We start from the raw sequence: 23926 nt of genomic DNA, 5'->3' as shown, positions 1-23926 counted from the left end.
CCGATTCATAACGTGTTGTAAATCTCCATCTTTATACAGCCACAAACCACCACGGATTTGCCGGATTTTGATGTTTTATTTGCGCGAGGGGTATCTTATTTTTTGCCGCCGATCCGTAATACACTCAGGGAATTGGGCGCCAGCTTGAGCGTGACGGCTTGCCGACGTACCGGTACCGTAGACACGACCGGCTGTACAGGCATTTCGTCAAATGTATTGACGGTGACCGGGTCCTTAGCGGTGAGCGTGGTCAGCGTTGCACTGCCAGCAACCTTATTGCTGCCGGTTACCTGTATCGTTCTGACAGTAGTTTGCTGGCTGGCGTTAACGATCTTGACAATCACATCTCCTGTATTTTTATCGAAGACAGCGCTGGCATAGAGGCTGTCCTTCCCCTTTACCGGCTCGTTGCCCTGGTGTAATGGCAGTACATGCGTCCCCTTATTGCGCGAATATAATTTCTGTACCTGGTAGCTGGGCGTGCCAACAACCTTCAGGCTGTTCACCCAAATAAGATCGGGCGCCCACTGCCACTGTTCTGCACTGGCGAAAAGCGGTGCGTAGGAAGCCATGTGTACCACGTCCGCATTTCTTTCCAGGCCGGTAAGGAATGCTGCTTCGGCAATGGCCGCCCGCAGCGTGTTACGGCTGGCGCCGGTGAAATTTTTTGATTCATGCGCAGCGTACTCCCCTGCAAACACCTTAGCACCTTCCCTCGGGTAATGATCGTAACGGCCGGCATTGGCGAGAAACCATTCCGGATTGCGATAGTAATGTTCGTCAATAAAATCGGCGTTCATTTTCCGGAGCGTATCGTTGAGATAGTTGAAACGCGGACCGTCGGGATCTGTACCGGAACTGAACACCAGCTTTATTTCGGGATGCGCGGCTTTCAGCTGACGCGCAAATTCCGCGGCGCGTTCAACATACTGCGGTCCCCAGTTTTCGTTGCCCACCCCGATCATCGTCAGGTGAAAAGGGGCCGGATGTCCCATGTCAGCACGCACCTTTCCCCATTTACTGTCAGCGGGACCGTTGGCAAATTCCACCAGGTCTATCGCATCCTGGACATAAGGCTGCAGCGCGTCCATGGGCGCCAGTTCAGCAGTATTAAACTGACATGCCATGCCGCAGTTGAGGATGGGCAGCGGCGCCGCGCCGATGTCTTCTGCCAGCTGGAAGTATTCAAAAAAGCCGAGGCCGAAGCTCTGATAATAGTCCGGCGTCAGGCGGTGACCGAATTCCGTGTTCCAGCGGTTGATGATCAGCTCACGGTCTTCCGGGGGACCGACCGTCTTTTTCCACTGAAAGCGGTTGGCCAGGTTACGGCCTTCCACAATACAACCGCCGGGGAAACGAACAAATCCCGGTTGCATGTCTGCCAGCATCTGTACCATGTCTGCCCTAAGGCCTTTAGGCCTGTTTTTCCAGGTGTCACCGGGAAACAGCGAGATCATGTCCATATCGATACTGCCGTTGCCCTCCAGCCACACTGTGAGCCTGGCCGACGGCTCCTCCGCCGAAGCGGTAAAAGTTACTTCCTTCGTTGACCAGTCAGCGCCGGTGGGCGCAGCGGTGAATGAGCCGGCACCGATCACCTTTCCGGAAGGTGTTGTCAGTTCGGCGTACACCGTCACACCTGGTTGGTTAGTACTGTATTTGACAGAAAAACAATACGTTACGCCCTTCCGAATACCCATGCCTTTAAAGCCTTCGTTGGTGAGCCCCCACTCCCCTTTACGGCGGTTGTTGACGCGGATATGCAGATAGTGAGGGTTGGCTTTGTTATAAGCAGTACTATTCAGCACCAGTATATCACCTTCGTCCTTTTTACCGTTGACCGTCCACCCCATTAATGGGTTGTCGAATTCAAAGGAGCGGTTCTTCACCAGCTCGGCATATAGTCCGCCGTCAGCGCCCATATTAATATCTTCAAAGAATACGCCATACATCGTTGGCTGGATAACAGCGCCGGGTTTGTCGGCCTGTACGGTAAATACCTGCTGGCAGACAGCCGGTATAGCTGCCAGCATCAGGCTGCACGCCGGCAACCACCATCTCCATTTTTTGATCAGTTTATTTTTCTTCATAACATTGCATCTGCGACTTAGCGACGGACAATTTAAAAATATTATTTGTCATTACTACAATTATTTTTAACTTACGTGCAGAGACTCGTAGTTTGGCCGGGGTAGCGTTTTAGCAGGATTTTAGTTCCTTTGGGGCCGGGGCCTTCCAAACATTGCTGTCGTTTCGCTGCGTTTTCTTTTTTTATGGCGACACAGGATATCAGATGGCGTTCCTATGCTGCAGTAATAAATTCTAAGTTCAACACGTTATGATGCGCGTTTTCGTTCTAATGGCTATACTGGCATTACCTTTCCAGGTTTTTGCACAGACAGCTCCCTACAACTTTTCCAAACTGGATATCTATTCCGGTTTGTCGCATAACCAGGTGACAGCGATCCTCAAGGACCCGGACGGCTACCTGTGGTTCGGCACGGTATCGGGGCTTAACCGCTACGACGGCTATACCTGCAAGGTGCTGCGCAGCCGTCAGAACGACAGCACTTCACTGACCGACAACTATGTGCTTTCGCTGTATGAACTTCCGGATGAAAAAATGTGGGTGGCAACAAAAGGCGGCCCGTCGGTCTACGATAGTCATACCGAACGTTTCTCTGCTAACGCCAACGACTATCTGAAATCACTGGGGCTACCCGAAGGTACTGTGTACAATATCACCAAAGGAACGAATGGGCGATACTGGTTTTTATATGAGAACGGCGATCTTTTCCTGTATGTCAACAAACAGGCGAAAAGAATGAACATCAATGCCGGAAATAAAATCATAGCCGTCCGGGAAGCAGCCGCCGGCACTATATGGCTGCTGCAACAGAACGGCGTCTTACAACATTATGACATCACCTCCGGCAAAACCATCTCCACGAGTACTGCCGTTCAGCAACAGGCCAAAGAGCGCCCGCCTACCAACCTTTTTATTGACAGCGATGGCGACATTTGGCTCTGGAGTTTCGCCTATGGCGCCTACCTCTTCCGTCCGCAAGACAATTCCGTAAGACCTTTCAATGAAAACTCCGCTCCTTCCCGCCTGTCATCCGGCCTTGTAAGCCAGATCGTCCAGGACAACAGCGGCCTCATATGGATAGCCACCGATCATGGCGGCATTGCGCTGATCGATAAAAAGAAAAATTTCCATACGACCTATTTGCTCAACGATCCTAAGAATCCCCAGAGCCTGGGTCAAAACAGCATCAACGCCTTGTACAAGGATGATAACGGCATCCTGTGGGCGGGCACCTACAAACAGGGCGTCAATTATCTCAATAGCAATATCCTGCAATTCCCGCATTATCATCACCAGGAGTCGGATGCCGGTAGTCTTCCCTATGATGATGTGAACCGCTTCGTGGAAGACAAACAGGGCAACCTCTGGATAGGCACCAACGGTGGCGGTCTCCTCTATTTTGACAGGAAAACCAATACCTTCCGGCAATATCAGCATGATCCCCGCAATCCCAACAGCATCAGCAACAACGTCATCGTAAGCCTCTGCCTGGACCATCAGAACGTGCTGTGGATAGGCACCTACTTCGGAGGACTCAACAGCTTCGACGGAAAAAAATTTACCCGTTACCGGCACAACGATCAGGACACGTCGTCCCTCGCGGACGATAAGGTATGGGAAGTCTATGAAGACAAAGACCGCCGCTTGTGGGTAGGCACCTGGGGAACCGGGCTGGACCTGCTGGACCGGAAGACCGGCCGTTTCGCCCACTTCTTCCGGGAAAGGACCGGCAACCAGTCGTCCAACTACATTTCCGCGCTGATGGACGACCGCAAAGGCAATCTATGGACCGGCACCACCTATGGGATCATGGTCTTTTCCCCGGACAAAAAACAAATCACTACCTACCGTCATAGCAGCGATAAAAAAAGCCTGAGCAGCAATAACGTCATCTGTTTCCTGGAAGACAGCAAAGGCCGCGTGTGGGTAGGCACTCATGAAGGGCTCAACCTGTTCAACGAGCAGACCGGCGACTTTGAGTTGTTCACCATGGCTGACGGCCTCCCGGACAATATCATACTCAATATACTGGAAGACAACACGCAAAGGCTATGGCTGTCCACCCCCAGCGGCCTATGCAGCGCCACACCACGGCAGAACGGCAAGGGCATTACGTTGTCGGTTGTCGGTTACGATGAATCCAACAACCTCCAGAACCGCGAATTCAATGACAACGCGGCCCTCAAAACCAGCGCCGGAGAACTGATCTTCGGCGGTCCCTCCGGTTTCAACATTATTAATACCAACCAGGTAGCCAAAACTGTTAATCGTTCCAAGCTTATCTTCACCGGCCTGCAGATATTGAACAGCAACATCAGGCCGGGTGAAATCTTCAACGGCCGCATTGTGCTGGAGCAATCCCTTTCCAAACTCGGAAACATTGACCTGAAATACCGGGAGAACGTATTCTCCATCGAATTTGCCTCCCTCGACTATGGTCACAAGGCACATTACCGGTACGCCTATACGCTGGAAGGATTTAACACCGACTGGCTTTACGCAGACGGCGGCCAGCGCAAAGCCACCTACACCAACCTGGACCCGGGGCATTATACGTTTAAAGTCAAAACGCTCAACAGCGATGGTTCCTGGAGCGAGCCCATATCGCTGAAGATTCGTGTGGAGCCCCCTTTCTGGCGAACCCCCTTCGCTTTCGTTCTTTATCTGCTGACAGCCGCCGGACTGTTCGCGCTGGCGCGGCGTATTACGCTGGACAGGATACATATGCGGTACGAAGTGGAACAACAGCGCCGCGAGGCGGAAAGGGCCCATGCCATAGAACAGGTGAAAACTAAATTCTTTACCAATGTCAGTCACGAACTGCGTACGCCGTTGAGCCTGATCATCTCTCCCCTGGACACCATCATCAAAAACACGGAGAACGAATCCCAGCAAAAACAGCTGGGGCTGGTGCTCCGTAATGCCAAAAGATTACTGAACCTTGTCAACCAACTGCTGGATTTCAGAAAGATGGAAGTACAGGCCATCCGGCTGCACCTGGCTATGGGAGACATTGTGCAGTTTATCCGGGACATCAGCCGCTCCTTTACAGACATCGCGGAGAAGAAGATGATCACTTTTAATGTCATGTCCGCTATTGACCATCTTGAAATCTATTTTGATAAAGACAAGATTGAAAAAATCCTGTTCAACCTGCTGTCTAACGCATTTAAATATACGCCGGACAATGGTACCGTCACTTTACAGCTTTCCACGGACCCTCCTTCCGGCAATGAAGGCGATGCAACGCTCATCATCGAAGTCCGGGACACCGGCATCGGCATCCCCGAAAACCAGCAACAGAAAATCTTTGAACGTTTCTTCCAGACAGATGTACCGGCAGAAATGGCGAACCAGGGCACGGGCATAGGACTGGCCATTACCCGGGAGTTTGTAAAACTTCACCACGGCGTAATCACAGTGAAGAGCGCGCCTGGGCTCGGCACCTGCTTTACCGTACGTATTCCGGCCCAAAAAATATACGATCCCGTTATACGCAGTACCACGCCAATGTTAACCGGGGAAGACACGACGCAAATGTTGTCCGGGGAAACGCGAAAAAACAGCAAGCTGAAAACCATCCTTGTAGTGGAAGACAATGAAGACATTCGCTTCTATCTGAAAGATAACCTGAGAGGTCAGTTTCATATTGAGGAAGCCACCAATGGCAAGGAAGGCTGGGAAAAGGTGAAATCATGTAATCCGGACCTGGTGGTCAGCGATATTATGATGCCTTTGTCAGACGGCATTGACCTGGTCAAAAATATCAGAACGGAAACCGGGACGGCGCATATCCCCGTGATCCTGCTCACGGCCGTAGGCGACGAAGGCAGGCAGCTGCAGGCCTTTGCAGCGGGCGCCAATGACTATATCACCAAGCCCTTTACTTTTGAGATACTGGATTCCCGGATAAAAAACCTGCTGGCGCAACAGAAACTACTGCAGAAAAGATTCCAGAAGCAAATTGAAGTAAATCCCGCCGAAATAACCGTTACCTCTGTAGATGCCGCCTTCCTGCAAAATGCGCTGGACATCATCGAGCAACAGATGGACAATCCGGACTTCTCCGTGGAAGATTTCAGCGCTGCCATGCATATGAACCGGGTGACGCTTTACCGGAAGATCGTAGCGCTTACCGGCAAATCCCCGCTGGAGTTCATCCGCTCCATCCGGCTGAAGCGCGCAGCGCAACTACTGGAAAAAAGCGGTATGACTATCGCGGAGATCGCCTATAACGTGGGGTTTAATAACCCCAAACAATTCTCGAAATTTTTTAAGGAAGAATTCAAGGTGCTGCCTTCGCAGTATGTGGCGAATAAAAAGGAAAACGACAGCTGACCATTATGGCTGTGTTAGCCCTTTCCAGTTGTCCGTCCTGAACGGAACGGCGGGAAGACCTGCGGAATTAACCAGGTTACAAACCGGATTGTCGGCCCAGGCGTAACGTACAGCCGTTGGCGTTGCCACCTCGTCTGCATAAACAACCACTTCATTTCCCTCGATGATGGCGTTAGCCCAATAGAAGCGTTTGTCAGCGCCGGCAATGGCGAAACCGGTCACCGCTTTGCCATCGCTTGCTGCGAGGCCGGTCCCCGTACCTGTAAAACGGACGCGGATGCGATGAGGCTCTTTTGTAAAGCCGGCAAAAGAAGGCCCTGACGCTATGCCCTTGTGATGATATACCTGTTTACCTGCTACTAAAGCCAGCCTGCGGCCCACTTCCTGTTTGTTGGCAGGGTGAATATTACCTGCCTCTCCCAAATCGATGATACAGGCCATCCCCGTGTTGGGAAGCGACAGCGTCATGGACTGTGCCTCCCTCACCTCGGCCCATTCACTCTCCGAAGGCTGTGGCTTTATCTTCTTAAAGTTGGCCAGCTGCACATACAGAAAAGGAAAATTCCCCTGCTGCCAGCGTTGGCGCCAGTCTTTGATCAGGTTAGGGAATAACTGCCGATAATCGAAGGCAGCGTATTCGTTGGCTTCCCCCTGGTACCAGATTGCGCCTTTGATCGCATAAGGCACAAGCGGGTGGACCATGGCGTTGTACAACATAGCTGGATAGCAGTGATAATTTCGTATAGCCAATGCTGTTGTTTCCACATCTTTTTTATATCGCCACGGCCCTGCCAGCGAAATGCGTGTAGCCCCATCCGTTACATAGATGCTGTCCGCCGGCGGGTTCAACCCACCCCCGCCCCACAGCATGGCGATCCGCAGCGCGATGACGTTCTCTCCCGTCTTCAGCATTTCCGGAGGGACAGTGTAATGATGAGACGGACTGGCGTTCCAGATGTTCTTACAGATCTCGTGTCCGTTGACATACAGGGAATAGTTCATTTCAGGGTGGCCTAATTCCACCGTCAGGGCTTTTCCTGTAAAAGAGGCAGGCAGCGTGATCTTTTTGCGCATCCATACGATCCCTTCGTATGGCCCGCCAAAGTCCTTCACCAGCCCGGGCATCTGCACCTGTGGCCATGTTGCGTCACTGAATGTTTCCGACGGCACTTCCCGGTCCGCATTGTTTTGCGGGTGATATACTACCTCCCAGAAGCGTACCAGGTCTATGCTATCCTGTACAAAATCGGCGGTCGTGAGCGTGTCGTTGGCCAGTACCCGGGACTTTGTGATGGGAGATGCCAGCAGTCCTTCCCTGCCGGTCCATGCCTCCACCGGCGTGCCGCCCCAGGTACTCTGGATGATGCCGACCGGAACGCCCTGCTCCTGGTGGACCTTGCGCGCAAAATAATAAGCCACTGCAGAAAAGCCGCCGGTATTGGCTGTATCACAGGCTTTCCATTTTCCACCCGGGATGTCTTGCTGTGGCGTCAGGCTTTTGTGATGGTCCACCACCAAAAATCGTATCTGTGGCCAGTGAGAGGCCGCTATTTCTTTGGCGGCGTCTTTAGCGTCCTTCACGGGCCATTCCATGTTGGACTGACCGGAAGCCAGCCATACATCACCGATCAGTACATTTTTATATTCAACGGCTGTATCGGCGCCGGATACCTTCAATGTAAAAGGCCCCCCGGCTTTACGTGACGGGAAACGAAGCGTCCATTTACCGTCTTTGCCTGTTATGACTTTCGCCTGCGCTGTTCCCAGCACGGCCGTTATCAACGTTCCGGGCGGGGCCCATCCCCAAACAGGGATGGGCTGGTTACGCTGCAACACCATGCTATCACCAAACACTTTAGACATGGTAAGCTGCGCAAAGGCGCCGGAACAAAAAAGGCAACAACATGCCCATATAAAAAATAATTTCTTTAGCATAAAAATCAGATAGCGATAACATTTGGTTCAATCCCTGTAACATAACATCTCTGTTATGCATTTTACAGGAAACAACGACAGCGATCATCAGGATGATCGCTGCCGGCAAATAGGGTTTCATGCGGTAGCATTATGTCAATTTCCACGGTACTACTGTTGTTTCGATACATAGTTATATACCAGCAATGCCGGCCCGTCGCACGAGGTCCTCAGCACGCCCAGCTGCATGGATTTTTCAGTTAATGAAAGCAGCCGGATATTGCCCCATGCCGCCACACAGGCGTCGCGGCCCATATCGTGAATAGGCGTGGCATCCGTCATAGTGAGTCTTTTAGTATTAATGTCCAGGTAAAAAGTCCCGTTTTCGGTACCTCTGGCCGGCACCTGTTGATGCACTACTTTCACGAACGGACCTCCCTTCAGGCTAAACGTCATGGTCCCATAATCGCCGGCGGGCATCAGCCAGGTATTGTCTGCGTATTTGGGCGCCCATGACCAGCAATCGCCGCCGGTTTTCATGCAGTCGCCTCCCCAGCCATTGTCGGTACCATAAAAGAAAAGCGGACCGTCAAACACAGTAGCCTCCATGTCCAGCACCCATGTCTTTTCCTGGCCAACGCCACCGGTAAGCGCATTCCACAAGGGATCGTTGACGTAATTCAGATTATCGGCGGTGACACGGACCTTAATAGAATCCAGTTGCACGATACCTCCGCCTGTCAGCGCGGAACGCCGGATTACATAGTCGCCTTTGAAGGCAAAGTGAATAGTATCCGTTTGCCGGCCCGATCTGCCGGTGCCATAGTCCCACACCGGGATGACCTCCGCGGTATGATTGATCAGGTAGAGGGTATTGCCTCCGGGGTCCACAGTCAGGTCCTGCTTCACCTCCATGTTAATGGCCGATTTGTCAGGCAACGGGGAAAGACTGTATTCTTTCTTCTTACAGGAAAGTATAGTGGATATAGTGATGAGCGGCAGCAATACTAATACTGCCTGCTTCAGGTATGACAGCTTGTACATAGTGGTATATTTTTGTGGGATGATCACCAGCCTGTATTTTGTTTCAGTACGCCGTTGGACAGGGTCACCTGTGAATAAGGAATCTGTGACAGTCCTTTTGTCTCTGTAATTTTTCCCGCCTGTATGGTCTTCGTTGTATTTACATCACCATTTTGCACCGTGGTGGTTTCCGCGATGGCAGCTGCCGCGGCGGCGATACCCTGGCGCAGCAGGTCCCAATAACGAATGCCTTCTCCGGCAAATTCAAACCTTCTTTCCTGGAGGACATTGGCCTTATTTACAGGCAATGCCGTGAAGTTAGCGCCGAAGGCGCGTTTGCGCACATTGTCAAAATACTGCTGCGCATTGGGAGAACCCATTTCCGCCGCCATCAGCAACACATCTGCATAACGGATGGACACATAATCCTGGAACTGCCCGATCATAAAGTTGGTACCGCCCATTTTCACGGCGAGGCTGTTGCCCGCCTCGTCTACCAGCGGTGTGTACTTTTTCATATAGTAACCGGTGTATTCCCGCTGGTCTTTACTGTTCGTAAAAGCCAGTCCTTCGTCTGCGATAGAAATGATCGTGGCTTTTCTCCTGGTGTCGTTGGCGGCGTAGGCGCTCCAGAGCTTTGCGTTGACCGGACAACCGCCCCACCCCATACCGTATGGGAAGATGCTTTGTCCACGAAGGCCGTTCATTACCATCCACTGGTTGCCGTCTGTATTCCCGTTGTAATCGCTGGTATACGTGTACTTAATGGCGAAGATGGTTTCTTTGTTATCTTCTCCCACGTAATCATTGAGCGACGCAGCCGGCCACAGGTGGGCAAATTGCTCTACCAGCCCGAATCCGCCGTTGGTGATCACATCTTCGAGATAAGCCAGCGCCTGTTGTTTGGACACAGTGCTGACGAGGTCCGTCTTACCATAATAACCGGTGTAATACAGGTACACTCTTCCTATCAGCGACTCCACCGCCCATTTAGTGACCCTGCCACGCGTAGCGGCTGGCTGAGCGCCATAATTGACTGCCGGAAGATTGTTGGCCGCAAACACGAGGTCATCTGCAATCAGTTTATACACGCTGTCGGCACTGGCCTGCGGAACGTTGTCTGTCGTAGGTTTGGCGAGCAGCGGGATATTACCCCACAATCTTACCATGTCGAAATACAGGTAAGCGCGTATGAACCGGGCTTCGGATTCGTACACCGGCCGCAGGTTCTCGCTGCCTTTCCAATCCACCTGGTCGAGGTGGGTCAACAGCATGTTGGCCCGGTAGATAGCTTTATAGTAAGCGCTCCAGTTATCACCGAACAGGCTCTGGTCAGACGGGGAACGGAGCTTGTCAAACTCGTCGATCATCTGGTAGCCGAATCCGTCTGCATTACCGGTACCGCCAAAAGCGTTGTCAGACAGTATTTCCGATGCTATCGGCATGGACACGCCGCCGGCCCATACGGTCTGCAGCCCATCATAAACGCCCACCAGCGCTTTAAAAGCATCGTTGGGTGTTTTATAGAAATTTTGCTCGGTAGCCGTGGTAACGTCTTCCGTATCGAGGAAACTTTTGCTGCAGGCCGCCTGGGATGCCAGCGCGAAGAGCAGTGTATATATGCGTAGCTTTTTCATCTTCATGTAGATTTTGGTTAGAAGCGGAGATTAGCACCTATCATCATGGTCCTTGGCCTTGGGTAATAACCGATGTCCACGCCGGTGGAGAAACCTTCATTGTAGCCGATTTCAGGGTCCATGCCGTTGTATTTCGTAAAGGTGAAGGCGTTCAGTACGGAGGCGTATACACGCAGTCTGCCCAGGTAATTGCGGGACACCAGTTTGGAGAAATCATATCCCAGTGTGATGGTATTGATGCGCAGGAAACTGCCGTCATGGATGTACAGGTCAGAGAACTGCGTCCAGTTGCGGTTATCTTCCGTTACCCTTGGCATTTTGTTGGAAGATCCGGGACCATGCCACCGGTCGAGGATGGCAGCGGAATAATTGCCCAGCGCGCTGGACTGGTTCCTCCATGATTGTACGATGTCATTGCCTGATACGCCGGAGGCCTGTACCTGAAGGTCGAAGCCTTTGTAATCCAGCGCGATGTTAAACCCAAAAGTGAAGCGCGGGTTAGGGTCGCCGATCATGGTTTTGTCGTTGGCGTCGATGACGCCATCGCCGTTGAGGTCCACGAAACGCACGTCTCCGGGCTTGGCATCCGGCTGGATAGGCTTACCGCCTTTGTTTTTATAGTCATTCACTTCCGCTTCCGTCTGGAAGATACCGGCCGTTTTCAGTCCCCAGAAATAGCCGATAGGCATACCATTGGCGGCGCGGTAAAACTCGAGTGAGTTCTCATACAGCGTATTGGTGTTTCCGTGGATGATGTGATCGTTGGTGGGGATGTTGCCGATCGTGTTTTTGTTATAGGCGCCATTCACTCCCACCGTATAATGAAAGTCCCTGCCGATGCTGTTCTGATAGGACAGCGCCAGTTCCACGCCGGTGTTGCTTACGTCCCCGCCATTGATCAGCGGCGCGTCCGCCCCGGCGGTAGCCAGTATCGGCGCACTGATCAGCCAGTCTTTTGTCTTTTTGATATAGTAGTCGAACGTAACGCTCAGATTTTTCATGAGCGTTGCATCAAAACCGATGTTGGTCTGTTCCGATGTTTCCCATTTCACATTGGGATTGGCTAACCGGCTGGGATAAGCGCCTTGTGTGTTAACGCCTTCCACCGGTCCGAAGATATAGGATGCATTATTGAAAGCGATGGGTGACAAGTATTGATAAGCCGCTACGTTCTGGTTGCCCACCTGTCCCCAGCTGCCGCGCAGCTTAAAAAAGTTCAGCCAGGAGGCGCTTTCCATAAACCCTTCTTTGGACACCACCCATCCGGCAGATACGGAGGGGAAATAGCCCCAACGGTTATCCGGAGCAAATCGGGAGGAGCCATCGGCACGGAAGGTAAGGTTCAGCAGGTATTTCTCCTTGTAGTTGTATTGCAGCCTGCCGAAGTAAGACGCCAGCGCGTTGGTGAAGGGGCCGCCGCTCACGCTCATATAAGGTGCGCCTTTGGTCACGTTCTGCGCTACGGACAGATAGGCATGCCACAAATCCGCGACGCGCAGATCGCGGTTGTTGCCGGTCATGCTCACACCGGTAGCTTTGAGTGCCGACGTCCCGCCCATCACGCTGAAGCTGTGATCGTTGCCAAGGGTGAAGTCATAGCTCAGCGAGTTATCGAACTGGATCGTCTGACCGCTGCCCATGGACTGTGTCACCCTGGAAGTATCGTTGAACGAATAGACAGACAGGTGGTATACCGGCGTGAAGCCGTGGCTTTGGTTGGCGTAATAGTTGAGGCCCAGGCTGGTACGGAATTTCAGTCCTTTGATGGGTTCTGCCTGTAAATACACGTCACCGAATAATCCCTGGCTGCTGCTGCGGTTCTGGTTGGAATAGTACATCACCGCATACGGGTTGGACTCTCCGTTGTTCCAGGCCCTGTCGGGTTTTCCGGGGTACCAGCCGATTTTGTCCGCCGGGAAGAAATTGCCGTCACCGTCGTACATCGGCAGGAAAGGGCTGGTAGTAAAGGCTGCGCGCAGGGAGTTGTTGTACTGGTTACCGACCCCGATACCGTAGGTGTTCTGGTAGTTGAACGTCAGGTGCTCCCCTGCTTTGATGATGTCTTTATATAACTTGTGTTCGGAGTTGATGCGGAAAGTATAACGTTCCAGGTTGGAAGTGCTGGCTCCTCCTACGATGCCGCCCTGGCTGGTATAACCTAACGATAAGGAATACACGGAGGCGGCGCTGCCGCCCTGTACGCCGAGGACATAGTTCTGGGTGGGCACGTTTTTTTTGAACATCTGGTCCATCCAGTTAGTATTTACCGGCAGGTTATCGATCACCTCATTGGTGAAATAGGGTGTCTTACCGGAGTTGACCGCCGCTTCGTTCATGATGACCGCATACTCTTTTGCATTGAGCAATTTCGCCTTGCGGGCCACATTTTGCAGGCCGTAAAAAACGTCCAGCGTGACCTGCGCTTTCTGGTTGGCTTTGCCCGAACGGGTGGTCACGAGGATAACGCCGTTAGCTGCCTGTGAACCATAGATCGCTGCTGAGGCTGCGTCTTTCAGCACATCGATGGAGGCGATGTCCGCCGGGTTGAGATAAGTAATGTCGCTGGTCTGTACCCCGTCGACGATATACAGCGGTGCAAAATTACCCACGGTACCTTTACCGCGGATCACCACGTTCATCGCCGAACCCGGCTGACCGGAATAGCTGGTCAGCTGCACGCCGGGCGCCTGTCCCTGCAATGCCTGCAGGGCATTGGTGGTGCTTTGTTTCTGCAGGTCGTCTCCTTTTACCTGCAGGTTGGCGCCGGTGACGAGTTTTTTCTTTTGTACGCCATAGCCGATGACCACCAGGTCTTCGATCTGTATGACCGACTCCTGCAGTTGCAGGTTCATTTCAGTACCGGTCACCTTTAGTTCCTGCGGCACGTAACCCACGGAGGTTACCACCAGTATGGCGCCGGGAGCGGCATCTATCTTAAAAAATCCGCCATTGTCAGTCGTGGTACCTTTAGTAGTGCCTTTGATGGTCACTGATGCACCTGCGATCGATGCGGCTGTTTTCGCGGAAGTGATACGGCCCGTTACGGGATGCGTTTGCGCAATAACGGAAGAGCTTATCAACAGGGCCGTCAGCCATGTTAATAGTAACAACTGTCCTGCTTTTCTTAATGATCTTTTCATAAAAGTCGGGCATTTGGATTTTGGTAGTGATAAAACCGGCGCTTACAGTTTGATGGTCAATTGCTTTCCTTCATAACGTGCCTCCTGATCGGCTTTCGCGGCGGGGTCCAGCGGTTTGGGCGTAGCGGCGCTCACCCGGATGATCCGGAATATGCGTCGCTGCAGCATACCGTTGTAGGACCCTTTGCGGTCGCCTATGGTAAGTGTCTTTGAGCCTTCCTGGTAGTTGATTGGAATGATGGTAAACTGTCCTTTCTCATAGTTATAGGAACTGCCGTCGTCTTCGTAGAGCCGGAAAGCGCCATTCTTACCGGTGTAGACGTACAGTGTAATCGTGTCGGCAGGTTTTTCGGAAGCGTATTGCAGGGCGGGGCCTACCGGGATGATAGCGCCTTCCTTTACATACAGCGGCATGCGGCCATAGGGTGCGTCGGCCGTAATCCTTTGGCCGCCGGCATGCCGGGCGCCGGTGTACAGGTCGTACCAGCCCTGTCCGGCAGGCAGGTACACTTCGCGGCTGCGTTGTTTGTACTTGTAAACCGGGTTAACAAGAATGGACGGGCCGAACATAAACTGGTCTCCTATGTTCAGCACGGTGGTATCTTTGGCAAAGTCCATGACCAGTCCGCGCATTATCGTATAGTCGTCGTGGTAGGCGGCGCCTGCCAGCGAATAGCTGTAAGGCAGCAACCGGTACCGGAGCTGATCGTAGTAGAGAAAACTTTCATACGCCGGATGATCGTCCGGGGCGGTGTTGAAGATTTCGCGGTATGGGTACTGGCCGTGAGCGCGAAACAGCGGCACAAACGCGCCGAACTGTGTCCAGCGGGTACTGAGCTCCCGCCATTCTTCCAGGTTTTCGGCATCCGGCTTTTCAAACTTCGCCGGTACGACAAAGCCGCCGATGTCCATGGTCCAGTAAGGCAATCCCGACATGGAGAAGTTGATGCCTGCGGAGATCTGCGTTTGCATGTCTTTCCAGGTGGCGCCGATGTCGCCGCTCCAGATGGCTGCTGCGTATCGCTGAGAGCCGCCGAAACCGGAGCGGGTGAGCAGGAACACCCTTTTGCCGGGGTCTGTTTGCCGCTGTCCCTCATAGATGCCTTTGGCGTTTTGCAGCGGATAGGCGTTCAGGTATTCAGCTGCGGGGCCCAGGGCGGTAGGCGTCATCTGCTGTTTTCTTCTTTCCGGGCTTACGTTGGAGAGGATGTCCGGCTCGCTGGCATCCATCCACCAGGCGTCGATACCTTTGGTATAGAGCTTTTGATGGATCAGGTCCCAGAAACCTTTGCGGGCGTCTTCATTAAAGGCATCGTAAAAAGTAGAGACGTAGCCGTTACCGATCCAGTCGCGCTGCTCATCGGCGATGTTCCGTTTATAGAGCCATCCTTTTTTATCGAACGCGTTATAGGCGGGAATGTCTTTATAGAACTTCGGCCATACCGATATCATGATTTGCGTATGGTATTTTTTGTGCAGCACATCGATCATACTGTCGGGCGACGGGAAGCGGGCCGGGTCGAACTCCTGGCTGCCCCAGGCGGCCTCTTTCCAATAGCTCCAGTCCAACACAATGTTGTCCAGCGGTATTTTCCTTTTGCGGAACTCATCGACGGTCGAGAGTATTTCTTCCTGCGTTTTGTACCGTTCCCTGCTCTGCCAGAAGCCCATCGCCCATTTAGGGACGATCGGCGCTTTGCCTGTGAGTTCGCGGTAGCCGGCAATTACCTCGTCCATGTTGCCACCATGCACGAAATAATAATCTACCTGGCGGCCTGCTTCTGAGGAAAAGCCAAAGCAACGCTGCTCCGCTTTGCTCAACGGCGCCTGCCATTTCAGTGAAAGGTAAGATTCCGGGCTTTCGGGCGTCCATTCTATTCTCACCGGGACCTTCACGCCTTTTTCAAAGTTGACCGGCACCAGCGCGGGCGCCGGGTTCCATGCCTTGCGCCAGTGGTCCAGTACCAGCCGGCCGTTCAGCCACACTTTCAGGGTGCCACCGAAGGTAAACCGCAGTTGATGCAGCCCGGAAAATTGACTGGCCACACTACCTTCCCAGGCGGCCACCCCGGTGGCCGGTGTAAACCCTGGCGGAAGCGTCACCTTTGAGTCTCCCAAAAACTCCATATTGATAGCTGATTCCGCCCGGGTAACGGTCACCTCCTGTGGCTGGCGGGCATTATTAGCATAAGTGGCGGTGAGCCAGCCTTCGGCGCCGTTTTTATCGAACAGCTGTAAGGCAGACAGCGGGTGAAGCGGCCGTATGTCCCCCGCCGTGGTCAGGGAATAGTTGTCCCAGAGGATACCGTAATTTTTATGGGAGACCAGGAAAGGAATGGCCACTTCCGTATTGTTCTGGAAAAAAGTGACCTGCTGCCCTTTATAATTGTACACGCCGTCCTGGTGCTGCCCGAGGCCGTACCAGGCATCATCGTCCGCCCCTTCAAACTGCTGGGTAAGATGGTAATACGGGCGTCCGTCGAATATGGCGGATTGGAAGGTCCGTCCACCGATGGTTTTCTCCGCCAGTATCTTTTCGCCCCGGGCATCGAGGAAGGACACGGCGCCTGTCTTCGCCTGTACAACAACGGTGAGCTTTTGTGTTTTCAGTGTAACCGCTTCATTGGAAGCTGTTAGCTTCCATATCGGCGCCGGCCGGTTGGTATTGACTGTCATCAGGCTGTGGACAGGCGCCGTTTCTTTCCCCGGCGCAGCCACCACCCTGATAATGTCATCGGTCACCACATACAGCCGGACAGCATGGGAAGAACCAGTAAAAGAAGGGTCTGTATAAACAACGACCCCTTCTTTAGTTTGTAAATAAAACGGCGTGCCTGCCATCGAAACGTGGTAAATAAGCATAAGCAAAAGCCAGGCGACAGTAATCGTCCTCTTCATAACGTGATGTAGTCTTACGTGGATAATAATGCCGTAAAGTTGGTCAATGTGGGGGAATGAGAGGGGTATTGTATGTTGCGTTCTGGGGTATCAAATGTTGCAACAGGTTGAATTTCAGCGTAAAAATCTAAACATCCGGAAAATAAAGAGGACCGGCTCCAAAGGGCCGGTCCGGAAATGGGTGTTCTTACATGGATGTATAATTGATTGGGCACAATCGCAATGCTGTATTACCAGGAGGGCTTTATTACCTGATTTTTAAAACCGCTGCATAGGGAAATGGGGGTTTATTTTCCGGTAATGAAACCTCCAGCGCATCCGCCTGTTGCATAAAGTGTAATTCCCCGCCGCCCAGCAGATCGATCCTGTGGATCTTTTCGGGCCTCAGCGGACTTCCGGCGGCGAGGCTTTTGATGTTTATTTTTCCGTTATCGGGCCAGCCCAGTAAAACCGCGTAGAGCGCATCAGCTTTGGTGGTAAAACGGATATCGCCTGCACCAAAAGGTTTGCCTTTGCCTTCATTGAACCCCTGCGCAGCGATGGGGGCGGCATTTTCCATGGCAGGGCCTTCGCCGAGCACCTTCCAGGGCCGGGTGTCGAATATACATTCCGCATTGACCGCCATCCAGGCAGCTATTTCTTCCAGGATGGCTTTCTCCTGGTCGTCGATAGTGCCGTTGCCTTTCACCGGGATGTTGAGCAGGAGGTTACCGTTTTTGCTCACCACATCTACCAGCGTCTGGATAACGGTTTTGCCGGATTTATACCATTTGCCGTCAAAGAACCGTTTGTCATAGTGCCAGGCGCCGATACAGGTGTCTGTTTGCCAGGCGAATGGTTCAATCACGTTGCTCTGTCCGCGTTCTATGTCCCATACCATGCACTTGCGCTGCATTTCGTTCAATACCTTACCGTTCAATACCGCCTGCAGTTTGCCTTTATGACGTTTGATGCTTTTATTGTAATGATAGGCAGCTATCTGCAGGCCTACGTCGCTGACCGGGTACAACGGCAACACCGTATCATCAAAATAAACCAGCTCCGGCTCATAGCGGTCTATCAGGTCGAGGGTCCTTTTCAGGAATAGGTCACAGTAAGCTTTTGACGGTGGTACCGCCCCGTTATGCCAGTCCCACTGCCGGAAAACGGCGCCATTATCCAGGCTGTTTTCGCTCAGCGGATGGTTTTGTGCGTAAAGCTGCTGTGGGTCCAGTCCCTCCCACCAGGCGCCTTTTGCGTCTGCTTTGGTCAGTTTTCCGTCGTAAGGCACGCCTGCCAGCGGGCCGTTTTTATCGGCGCGTTGCGCTACTTCGTACCATGTCCAGGCGTGGGCGGCGTGTACGCTGACGCCGAAGGGGAGCCCGTTGTTGCGTGCCGCTTTGGCCCAACCGCCGATAATATCTTTTTTAGGCCCTACATTCATGACATTCCATGCATGATGACGGGAGTTCCAGAGGTCCAGGTTATCGTGGTGGTTGGCCATAGCGAAAAAGTATTTCGCGCCGGCCCGTTTGTACAAGGCTACCAGCTGCTCCGGGTCCCACTGTTCCGCTTTCCATTGATGGATCACATCTTTAAACCCAAACTTTGACGGGTGGCCATACTTTTGAAGGTGGTATTTGTACTGGTCGCTGCCTTCTACATACATGCCGCGCGCGTACCAGTCACCGTATTCCGGCTCACACTGCGGGCCCCAGTGCGCCCATATGCCAAACTTGGCATTACGGTACCACTCCGGAACGCTATACTGCTGCAGGGATTCCCAGCTGGCCGTAAAAGGTCCCGGCGCTGTATGTGGGGCCAGCGGCCCACCGATGGACGCAGCTGCCTGCTTTGACAATATATAAGCAGGAACAGTCAACCCCAGGTATTTGATAAGTGATCTTCTATTCACGGGTGGCTAATTTTTATGTATGAAAGGGAAATAGTATCAAAATCATCGCTTTCCGTTTTGCCATGCGATAGTGATGGTGCGGACTTTATATGGAAGCGGGATATATTTTGCAAACCGGTGAGAAATTTTCCTGCAACAGCGCGGTAAGTTGGCAAACATCCTTCCATCGGTCCCTGTTGCAGGAAAATATCCTGTGTGCATAACGTGGAATTCTATCTGTATGCAATAAAATAAAAAAATGTCAATTTTACAATTATTTTTTCACCGCCAGGCATACCACGCTGAAACACGGAAACAATGCGCACAGCAGTGGATTTAGAGAGGTTACCGGTTACCTTGCGGCGGCTGATTTTTTCATCAGCGCCTCCGGCACGAAGTTCAGGAAAGCATGCAGGTTGACATTATACTTTTTCTTGTCCACCTTATAATAAAACGCACCTTTGCGGGAGTTCAGCTTGTCTTTATCGGCCAGTCTCACCAGCAGGCCGGTGGACAGGATCTTCCGGCTGAAATTACCTTTGTCGAAAGAGGTATTGTAAACAGACTCGTACAGCTGTTGCAGTTGGGGCAGCGTAAATTTGGGAGGCAGCAGCTCCAGCAACAAAGGATGCAGCGCCGCCTTATAGCGTAGTTTCTCCTTGGCCTGGTTCACCATTGCATCGTGATCGAATATCAGCTCCGGATGATGATTGATCGGAAACCATACGGCGTGGAAATCTTCATGCAGCTGTTTATAACGTTTGATATCAATCAGGGCCGTGTACGCTACGGAGATGGTCCTTTCCACGCTATCCCTGTCGGGGGAGCTGAAAGTATGTAATTGTTCCATATAAATGCCATCCAGCCCCGTAAGATTTTTCAGCACGCGGGTGGCTGCGTCTTCCGCACTTTCTTCTTCCTGCACAAAGCCGCCAACCAGGCTCCACTTCCCCTTACATGGCTCGAAGCCACGCTGGATGAGCAGCAATTTTATCTCCTGTCCGTCGAAACCAAATATAATGCAGTCAACAGCGACTAACAACCTTGTTTGCTGTGCATATCTCTTCATACAAAACAATTAGACAACAAAAGTACAAATCAGACCCCGAATCTCCATCTTCTTACCAAAAACGGATATACAGGGCGGAAATCAGCAACAGCGTGATAACGATCAACACTGTAGTGGCCGGTGATATCCTGAACATTTCCTTATCCAGTACAAAAGCCCGCGGATTAATCCGTGGCCCGGCCATACTGATCAGCACCATCACGATCATGGTAAACATAAAGGCCAGTCCCATACAGATCAGGAAAGGGATCTCGTATCCGCCGCTACCATTGGGATAAGCCGTATACAGGAAGTTTTCGTGTCCCAGCACCGCCGGTGCAAACTGATTAAAGAACACGCACAGGGAGAAACCGGTGATAATACCTGCCACGGCTGCCGCGCCGGTAGTTCTTTTCCAGAACATGCCCAGCAGAAACATGGCAAATACACCCGGACTGATATAGCCCGTGTATTTCTGTATAAACGTAAAGCCTCCTGCCCCACCGATGCCCAGCAGGTCGTTCCAGGTAAACCCGATCGCCAGCAGCATAGCCGCTATCACCACCCATCTGCCTGTCCACACCAGCTGCTGCTGGGAAGCCGTTTTATTCATGTATTTCTGGTAGATGTCCAACGTAAATATCGTGGAGATACTGTTGGCTTTCCCGGCCAACGAAGCCACAATGGCAGCTGTCAGCGCCGCGATGGACAGTCCTTTCAGGCCAGACGGCAGAAAGCCCAATATTGCGGCATAAGCGCCGTCTTTATTCTCCAGCCCTGGCAGCTGTCCGTTTTTATGCAGCACATACGCAGCAATGCCAGGCAGCATCACAATAATGGGCATCATGATTTTCAGCAGCCCGGCAAACAGGATGCCGTTGCGCGCTGTCTGCAAATTAGCGCCTAATGCGCGTTGCGTGATATATTGGTTGCAACCCCAGTAGTTCAGGTTTACGATCCACTGTCCTGCCGCATACATCAGGACGCCCGGCAATACCAGGTATTTGTTGATGTATTCCTGGGAAGAGGTGGCATCCGGTTTGTCCAGGATCATATGAAAATGGTCCGGCGCATCTTTCATCAACGCCGTAAAACCCGCCAGTGCATTCCTTCCCAGCCCGAAATGTTCACTCACCAAAGTGAGTGCCATGTAAGTCGTGGCCAGTCCGCCGATGATGAGCACACTCACCTGGATCACGTCGGTATAGCCGATTACTTTCATGCCACCCAGCGTGATCACAATGGCAAATACCGACAGCGCGATCATCACGATGTGCAGGTACTCACCTCCCAACAAGCCGTTGATGGCCAGCGCACCGAGGTACAGGATGGAAGTAAGATTGACAAACACATATAAAAACAGCCAGAACACAGCCATGATCAGCGCCACCGTTTCATTGTACCTCGTTTTGAGGAACTGCGGCATGGTGTAGATTTTGTTCTTCAGGTAAATGGGAATAAACCAGACCGCGATGATGATCAATGCGATGGCGGCGATCCATTCGTAGGCAGCTACGGCTATGCCTACAAAGAAGCCATCACCGCTCATACCAATGAACTGCTCCGCAGAGATGTTGGAGGCGATCAGCGAAGCGCCGATGGCCCACCAGGTCAGCGAGCCTTCCGCCAGGAAAAAATCCTTGGCATCGGGGTTGGCCGTTTTCTTTTTCCTATAGACCCAGTAGCCATAGCCGGCTACGACAATAAAATAGGTGACAAATACCAGTATATCGTTGGCAGAAAGTACATTTTTCATAACGGGGGATATATCAGTTTAATAAGCAGCATCATTCCAGCGCAACTCGTTGCGGAAAGTCCTCAGCTCCGTATGTTTATCTATCAGCACCATTTCAATGCCGGCCATGTCCGCAAAATCCTGCAGGTGAACAGATGTGAGGTTCTGGCTGAAGCAGGTATGATGTGCGCCGCCAGCCAATATCCATGCGGTACAGGCCTTTTTCATGTCCGGGTAGGGCTTCCACAATACGCGGGCCACGGGCAGCTTTGGCAGATGGTGCGGCGGCGTTACCGCCTCTACTTCATTTACCAGCAGCCGGAACCTGTTGCCCATATCCACCAGCGATGCATTGATGGCAGCACCTGCCGCTGTATTGAACACCAGCCTTACGGGGTCTGCTTTCCCCCCTATGCCCAGCGGATGTTTCTCACAGGAAGGCTTACCATCCGCGATGGAGGCGCATATTTCCAGCATATGGGCTCCCAGCACCATAGGGTTTTGCGGATCAAAATGATAAGTATAATCTTCCATGAAGGAGTTGCCACCCGGAAGACCGCTACCCATCACCTTCATGGCGCGCACCAGCGCCGCCGTCTTCCAGTCACCCTCGCCGGCAAAGCCGTAGCCTGCCTGCATGAGCCGTTGCACCGCGATGCCCGGCAGCTGTATCATCCCGTGCAGGTCTTCGAACGTATCGGAGAAACCTTTGTACCGACCATCTTCCAGGAAAGCTTTCAGCCCCAGTTCTATCCTGGCGGCATCTTTCAGGGCTGCGTCGTTTAACAGCGCCGCAGAGATCGTATAGGCGTCCGCGTACTCGTCCACCAGCGCCTTCACGGCATGGTCCGGAACGCTGTTGATCACGGCTACCAGGTCGCCGATACCGTGTGTATTGCAGGCGAAGCCGAATACGGATTCCGCTTCTACTTTATCGCCGTCGGTCACCGCCACGTAGCGCATATTGTCGCCGAAGCGGACGAAGCGGGCGCCCTGCCAATCGTGCCAACCGGCAGCCACGCGGGACCATGCGCCCAGTTCTGCCAGTACCTCCGGATCTTTCCAGTGACCGGTGATCACTTTCCGGTTCATACGCATACGGCTCATCATAAATCCCAGCTCCCTGTCGCCGTGCGCGCTCTGGTTGAGATTCATGAAGTCCATGTCTATGTCGTTCCACGGGATGTCCCTGTTGTATTGGGTATGCAGATGGCAAACAGGTTTCTTCAGGGCTTTCAGGCCCCGTATCCACATCTTGGCGGGAGAAAAGGTGTGCATCCATACCACCACGCCGATACAGCTGGCCGCCGCATTGGCGTCCATACATACGGCATATATTTCCTCCGGCGTAGTAACGATCGGCTTGCAGACAACGGTAACGGGTATATGACTATCCCCGCTGATCGCAGCCGCTATTTCCCTGCTGTGCTGCGCCACCTGTTGCAGGGCGGCTTCTCCGTACAAGTGCTGGCTTCCGGTTACCAGCCAGATCTCCAATTTTTTCAGATCGGTCATACCATATAGTTTATTGGCCGTAATATGAATCAGGGCCGTGTTTACGTTCGTAGTGTTTTTTTATCAGGGAGTCTTTTAATCTGGACGCGCGTAAGTTGATGGACTCAGTAAGGTAGGCCATCTGGGCGATGGATTCCAGCACTGCGCTGTTGTACACGGCCTTCGCCGGGGTGCTGCCCCAGGTAAAAGGGGCATGATTACCTACCAGGACCATCTCCATGTCTTCATACGTCAGCTGCCTTTCCGCCAAAGCGTTCATGATCTGAAAGCCGGTCTGGTATTCATAGTTTCCGGCGATCAGTTCATCCGGCATGGGCGGCGCACAGGGGATGTCGAGGGTGTTATGGTCTGCATGGGTAGTGCCGTAAATAGGAATATCGCGCAGGCTCTGCGCCCAGGCGGTAGCGTAGGTGGAATGGGTGTGCACAATACCGCCGATATGCGCCCAGTGTTTATATAATACGGCATGGGTAAGCGTGTCGGACGAAGGACGCAGGTCCCCTGCCACTACTTTCCCGTCGAAGTCCACGATGACCATCTTATCGGGCGACAGTTCCGTATAGGGCACGCCACTGGGTTTGATAGCAAACACGCCTGCGTCCCTGTCGGCCGCGCTCACGTTGCCAAAGGTAAATATAACGAGTCCCAGTGCGGGCAGCTGCATGTTGGCTTCATAGGCAGCCTCGCGGATGTCCTGGTAGGTATGTATGCCCATC

12 protein-coding genes are annotated in these 23926 nt (G+C 52.6%); 1 reads left to right on the top strand and 11 read right to left on the bottom strand.

All coding sequences use genetic code 11. The features are described from left to right. Positions 1-95: 95 nt before the first annotated feature. Complete coding sequence (locus tag B5D63_RS25250; protein ID WP_078671634.1) at positions 96-2090, bottom strand: alpha-L-arabinofuranosidase C-terminal domain-containing protein; 1995 nt, start codon at positions 2088-2090, stop codon at positions 96-98. Positions 2091-2341: 251 nt separating this feature from the next. Here B5D63_RS25250 and B5D63_RS25245 point away from each other — a divergent pair, with 251 nt between their 5' ends. After that, a complete protein-coding gene (locus B5D63_RS25245) occupies positions 2342-6427 on the top strand; it encodes a hybrid sensor histidine kinase/response regulator transcription factor (RefSeq protein ID WP_159456153.1) in 4086 nt (1361 codons plus the stop codon). Positions 6428-6430: 3 nt separating this feature from the next. Here B5D63_RS25245 and B5D63_RS25240 read toward each other — a convergent pair whose 3' ends face one another. The 10 genes from B5D63_RS25240 to araD all read right to left on the bottom strand — a co-directional run bounded on the left by B5D63_RS25240 (position 6431) and on the right by araD (position 23925). Further along, the gene (locus tag B5D63_RS25240) at positions 6431-8290 is read right to left on the bottom strand and encodes a sialate O-acetylesterase (protein WP_235021625.1); all 1860 of its coding nucleotides are present in this window, start codon (positions 8288-8290) and stop codon (positions 6431-6433) included. Positions 8291-8512: 222 nt separating this feature from the next. Then, a complete protein-coding gene (locus B5D63_RS25235; protein WP_143313084.1) occupies positions 8513-9385 on the bottom strand; it encodes a hypothetical protein in 873 nt (290 codons plus the stop codon). A gap of 23 nt (positions 9386-9408) precedes the next feature. Then, positions 9409-11001 carry a RagB/SusD family nutrient uptake outer membrane protein gene (locus tag B5D63_RS25230; protein ID WP_078671630.1) on the bottom strand — a complete coding sequence of 531 codons (1593 nt, stop codon included), beginning with the start codon at positions 10999-11001 and terminating at the stop codon, positions 9409-9411. Positions 11002-11018: 17 nt separating this feature from the next. Next, positions 11019-14141 carry a SusC/RagA family TonB-linked outer membrane protein gene (locus B5D63_RS25225; protein WP_078671629.1) on the bottom strand — a complete coding sequence of 1041 codons (3123 nt, stop codon included), beginning with the start codon at positions 14139-14141 and terminating at the stop codon, positions 11019-11021. Between the two features lie 42 nt (positions 14142-14183). Next, positions 14184-17039 carry a TIM-barrel domain-containing protein gene (locus tag B5D63_RS25220; RefSeq protein ID WP_078671628.1) on the bottom strand — a complete coding sequence of 952 codons (2856 nt, stop codon included), beginning with the start codon at positions 17037-17039 and terminating at the stop codon, positions 14184-14186. Between the two features lie 247 nt (positions 17040-17286). Beyond that, on the bottom strand, positions 17287-18933 hold the full coding sequence (locus B5D63_RS25215) for an alpha-L-fucosidase (protein ID WP_078671627.1): 1647 nt from the start codon (positions 18931-18933) through the stop codon (positions 17287-17289). 331 nt (positions 18934-19264) lie between these two features. Further along, entirely contained in the window at positions 19265-19981 is a 717-nt protein-coding gene (locus B5D63_RS25210) for an NUDIX hydrolase (RefSeq protein WP_078671626.1), read from the bottom strand. Positions 19982-20033: 52 nt separating this feature from the next. Further along, positions 20034-21716, bottom strand: coding sequence for a sodium:solute symporter family transporter (locus B5D63_RS25205; protein ID WP_078671625.1), 1683 nt, complete (start codon positions 21714-21716; stop codon positions 20034-20036). An 18-nt stretch (positions 21717-21734) separates the two neighbouring features. Next, positions 21735-23210, bottom strand: coding sequence for an L-arabinose isomerase (gene araA, locus B5D63_RS25200; RefSeq protein WP_078671624.1), 1476 nt, complete (start codon positions 23208-23210; stop codon positions 21735-21737). A gap of 10 nt (positions 23211-23220) precedes the next feature. Continuing rightward, the gene (gene araD / locus B5D63_RS25195) at positions 23221-23925 is read right to left on the bottom strand and encodes an L-ribulose-5-phosphate 4-epimerase AraD (protein ID WP_078671623.1); all 705 of its coding nucleotides are present in this window, start codon (positions 23923-23925) and stop codon (positions 23221-23223) included. Position 23926 lies beyond the last annotated feature (1 nt).

The organism is Chitinophaga eiseniae, from assembly GCF_900167135.1.
Classification (GTDB): Bacteria; Bacteroidota; Bacteroidia; order Chitinophagales; family Chitinophagaceae; genus Chitinophaga; species Chitinophaga eiseniae.
This window is presented reverse-complemented; position numbering and strand designations above follow the sequence as displayed.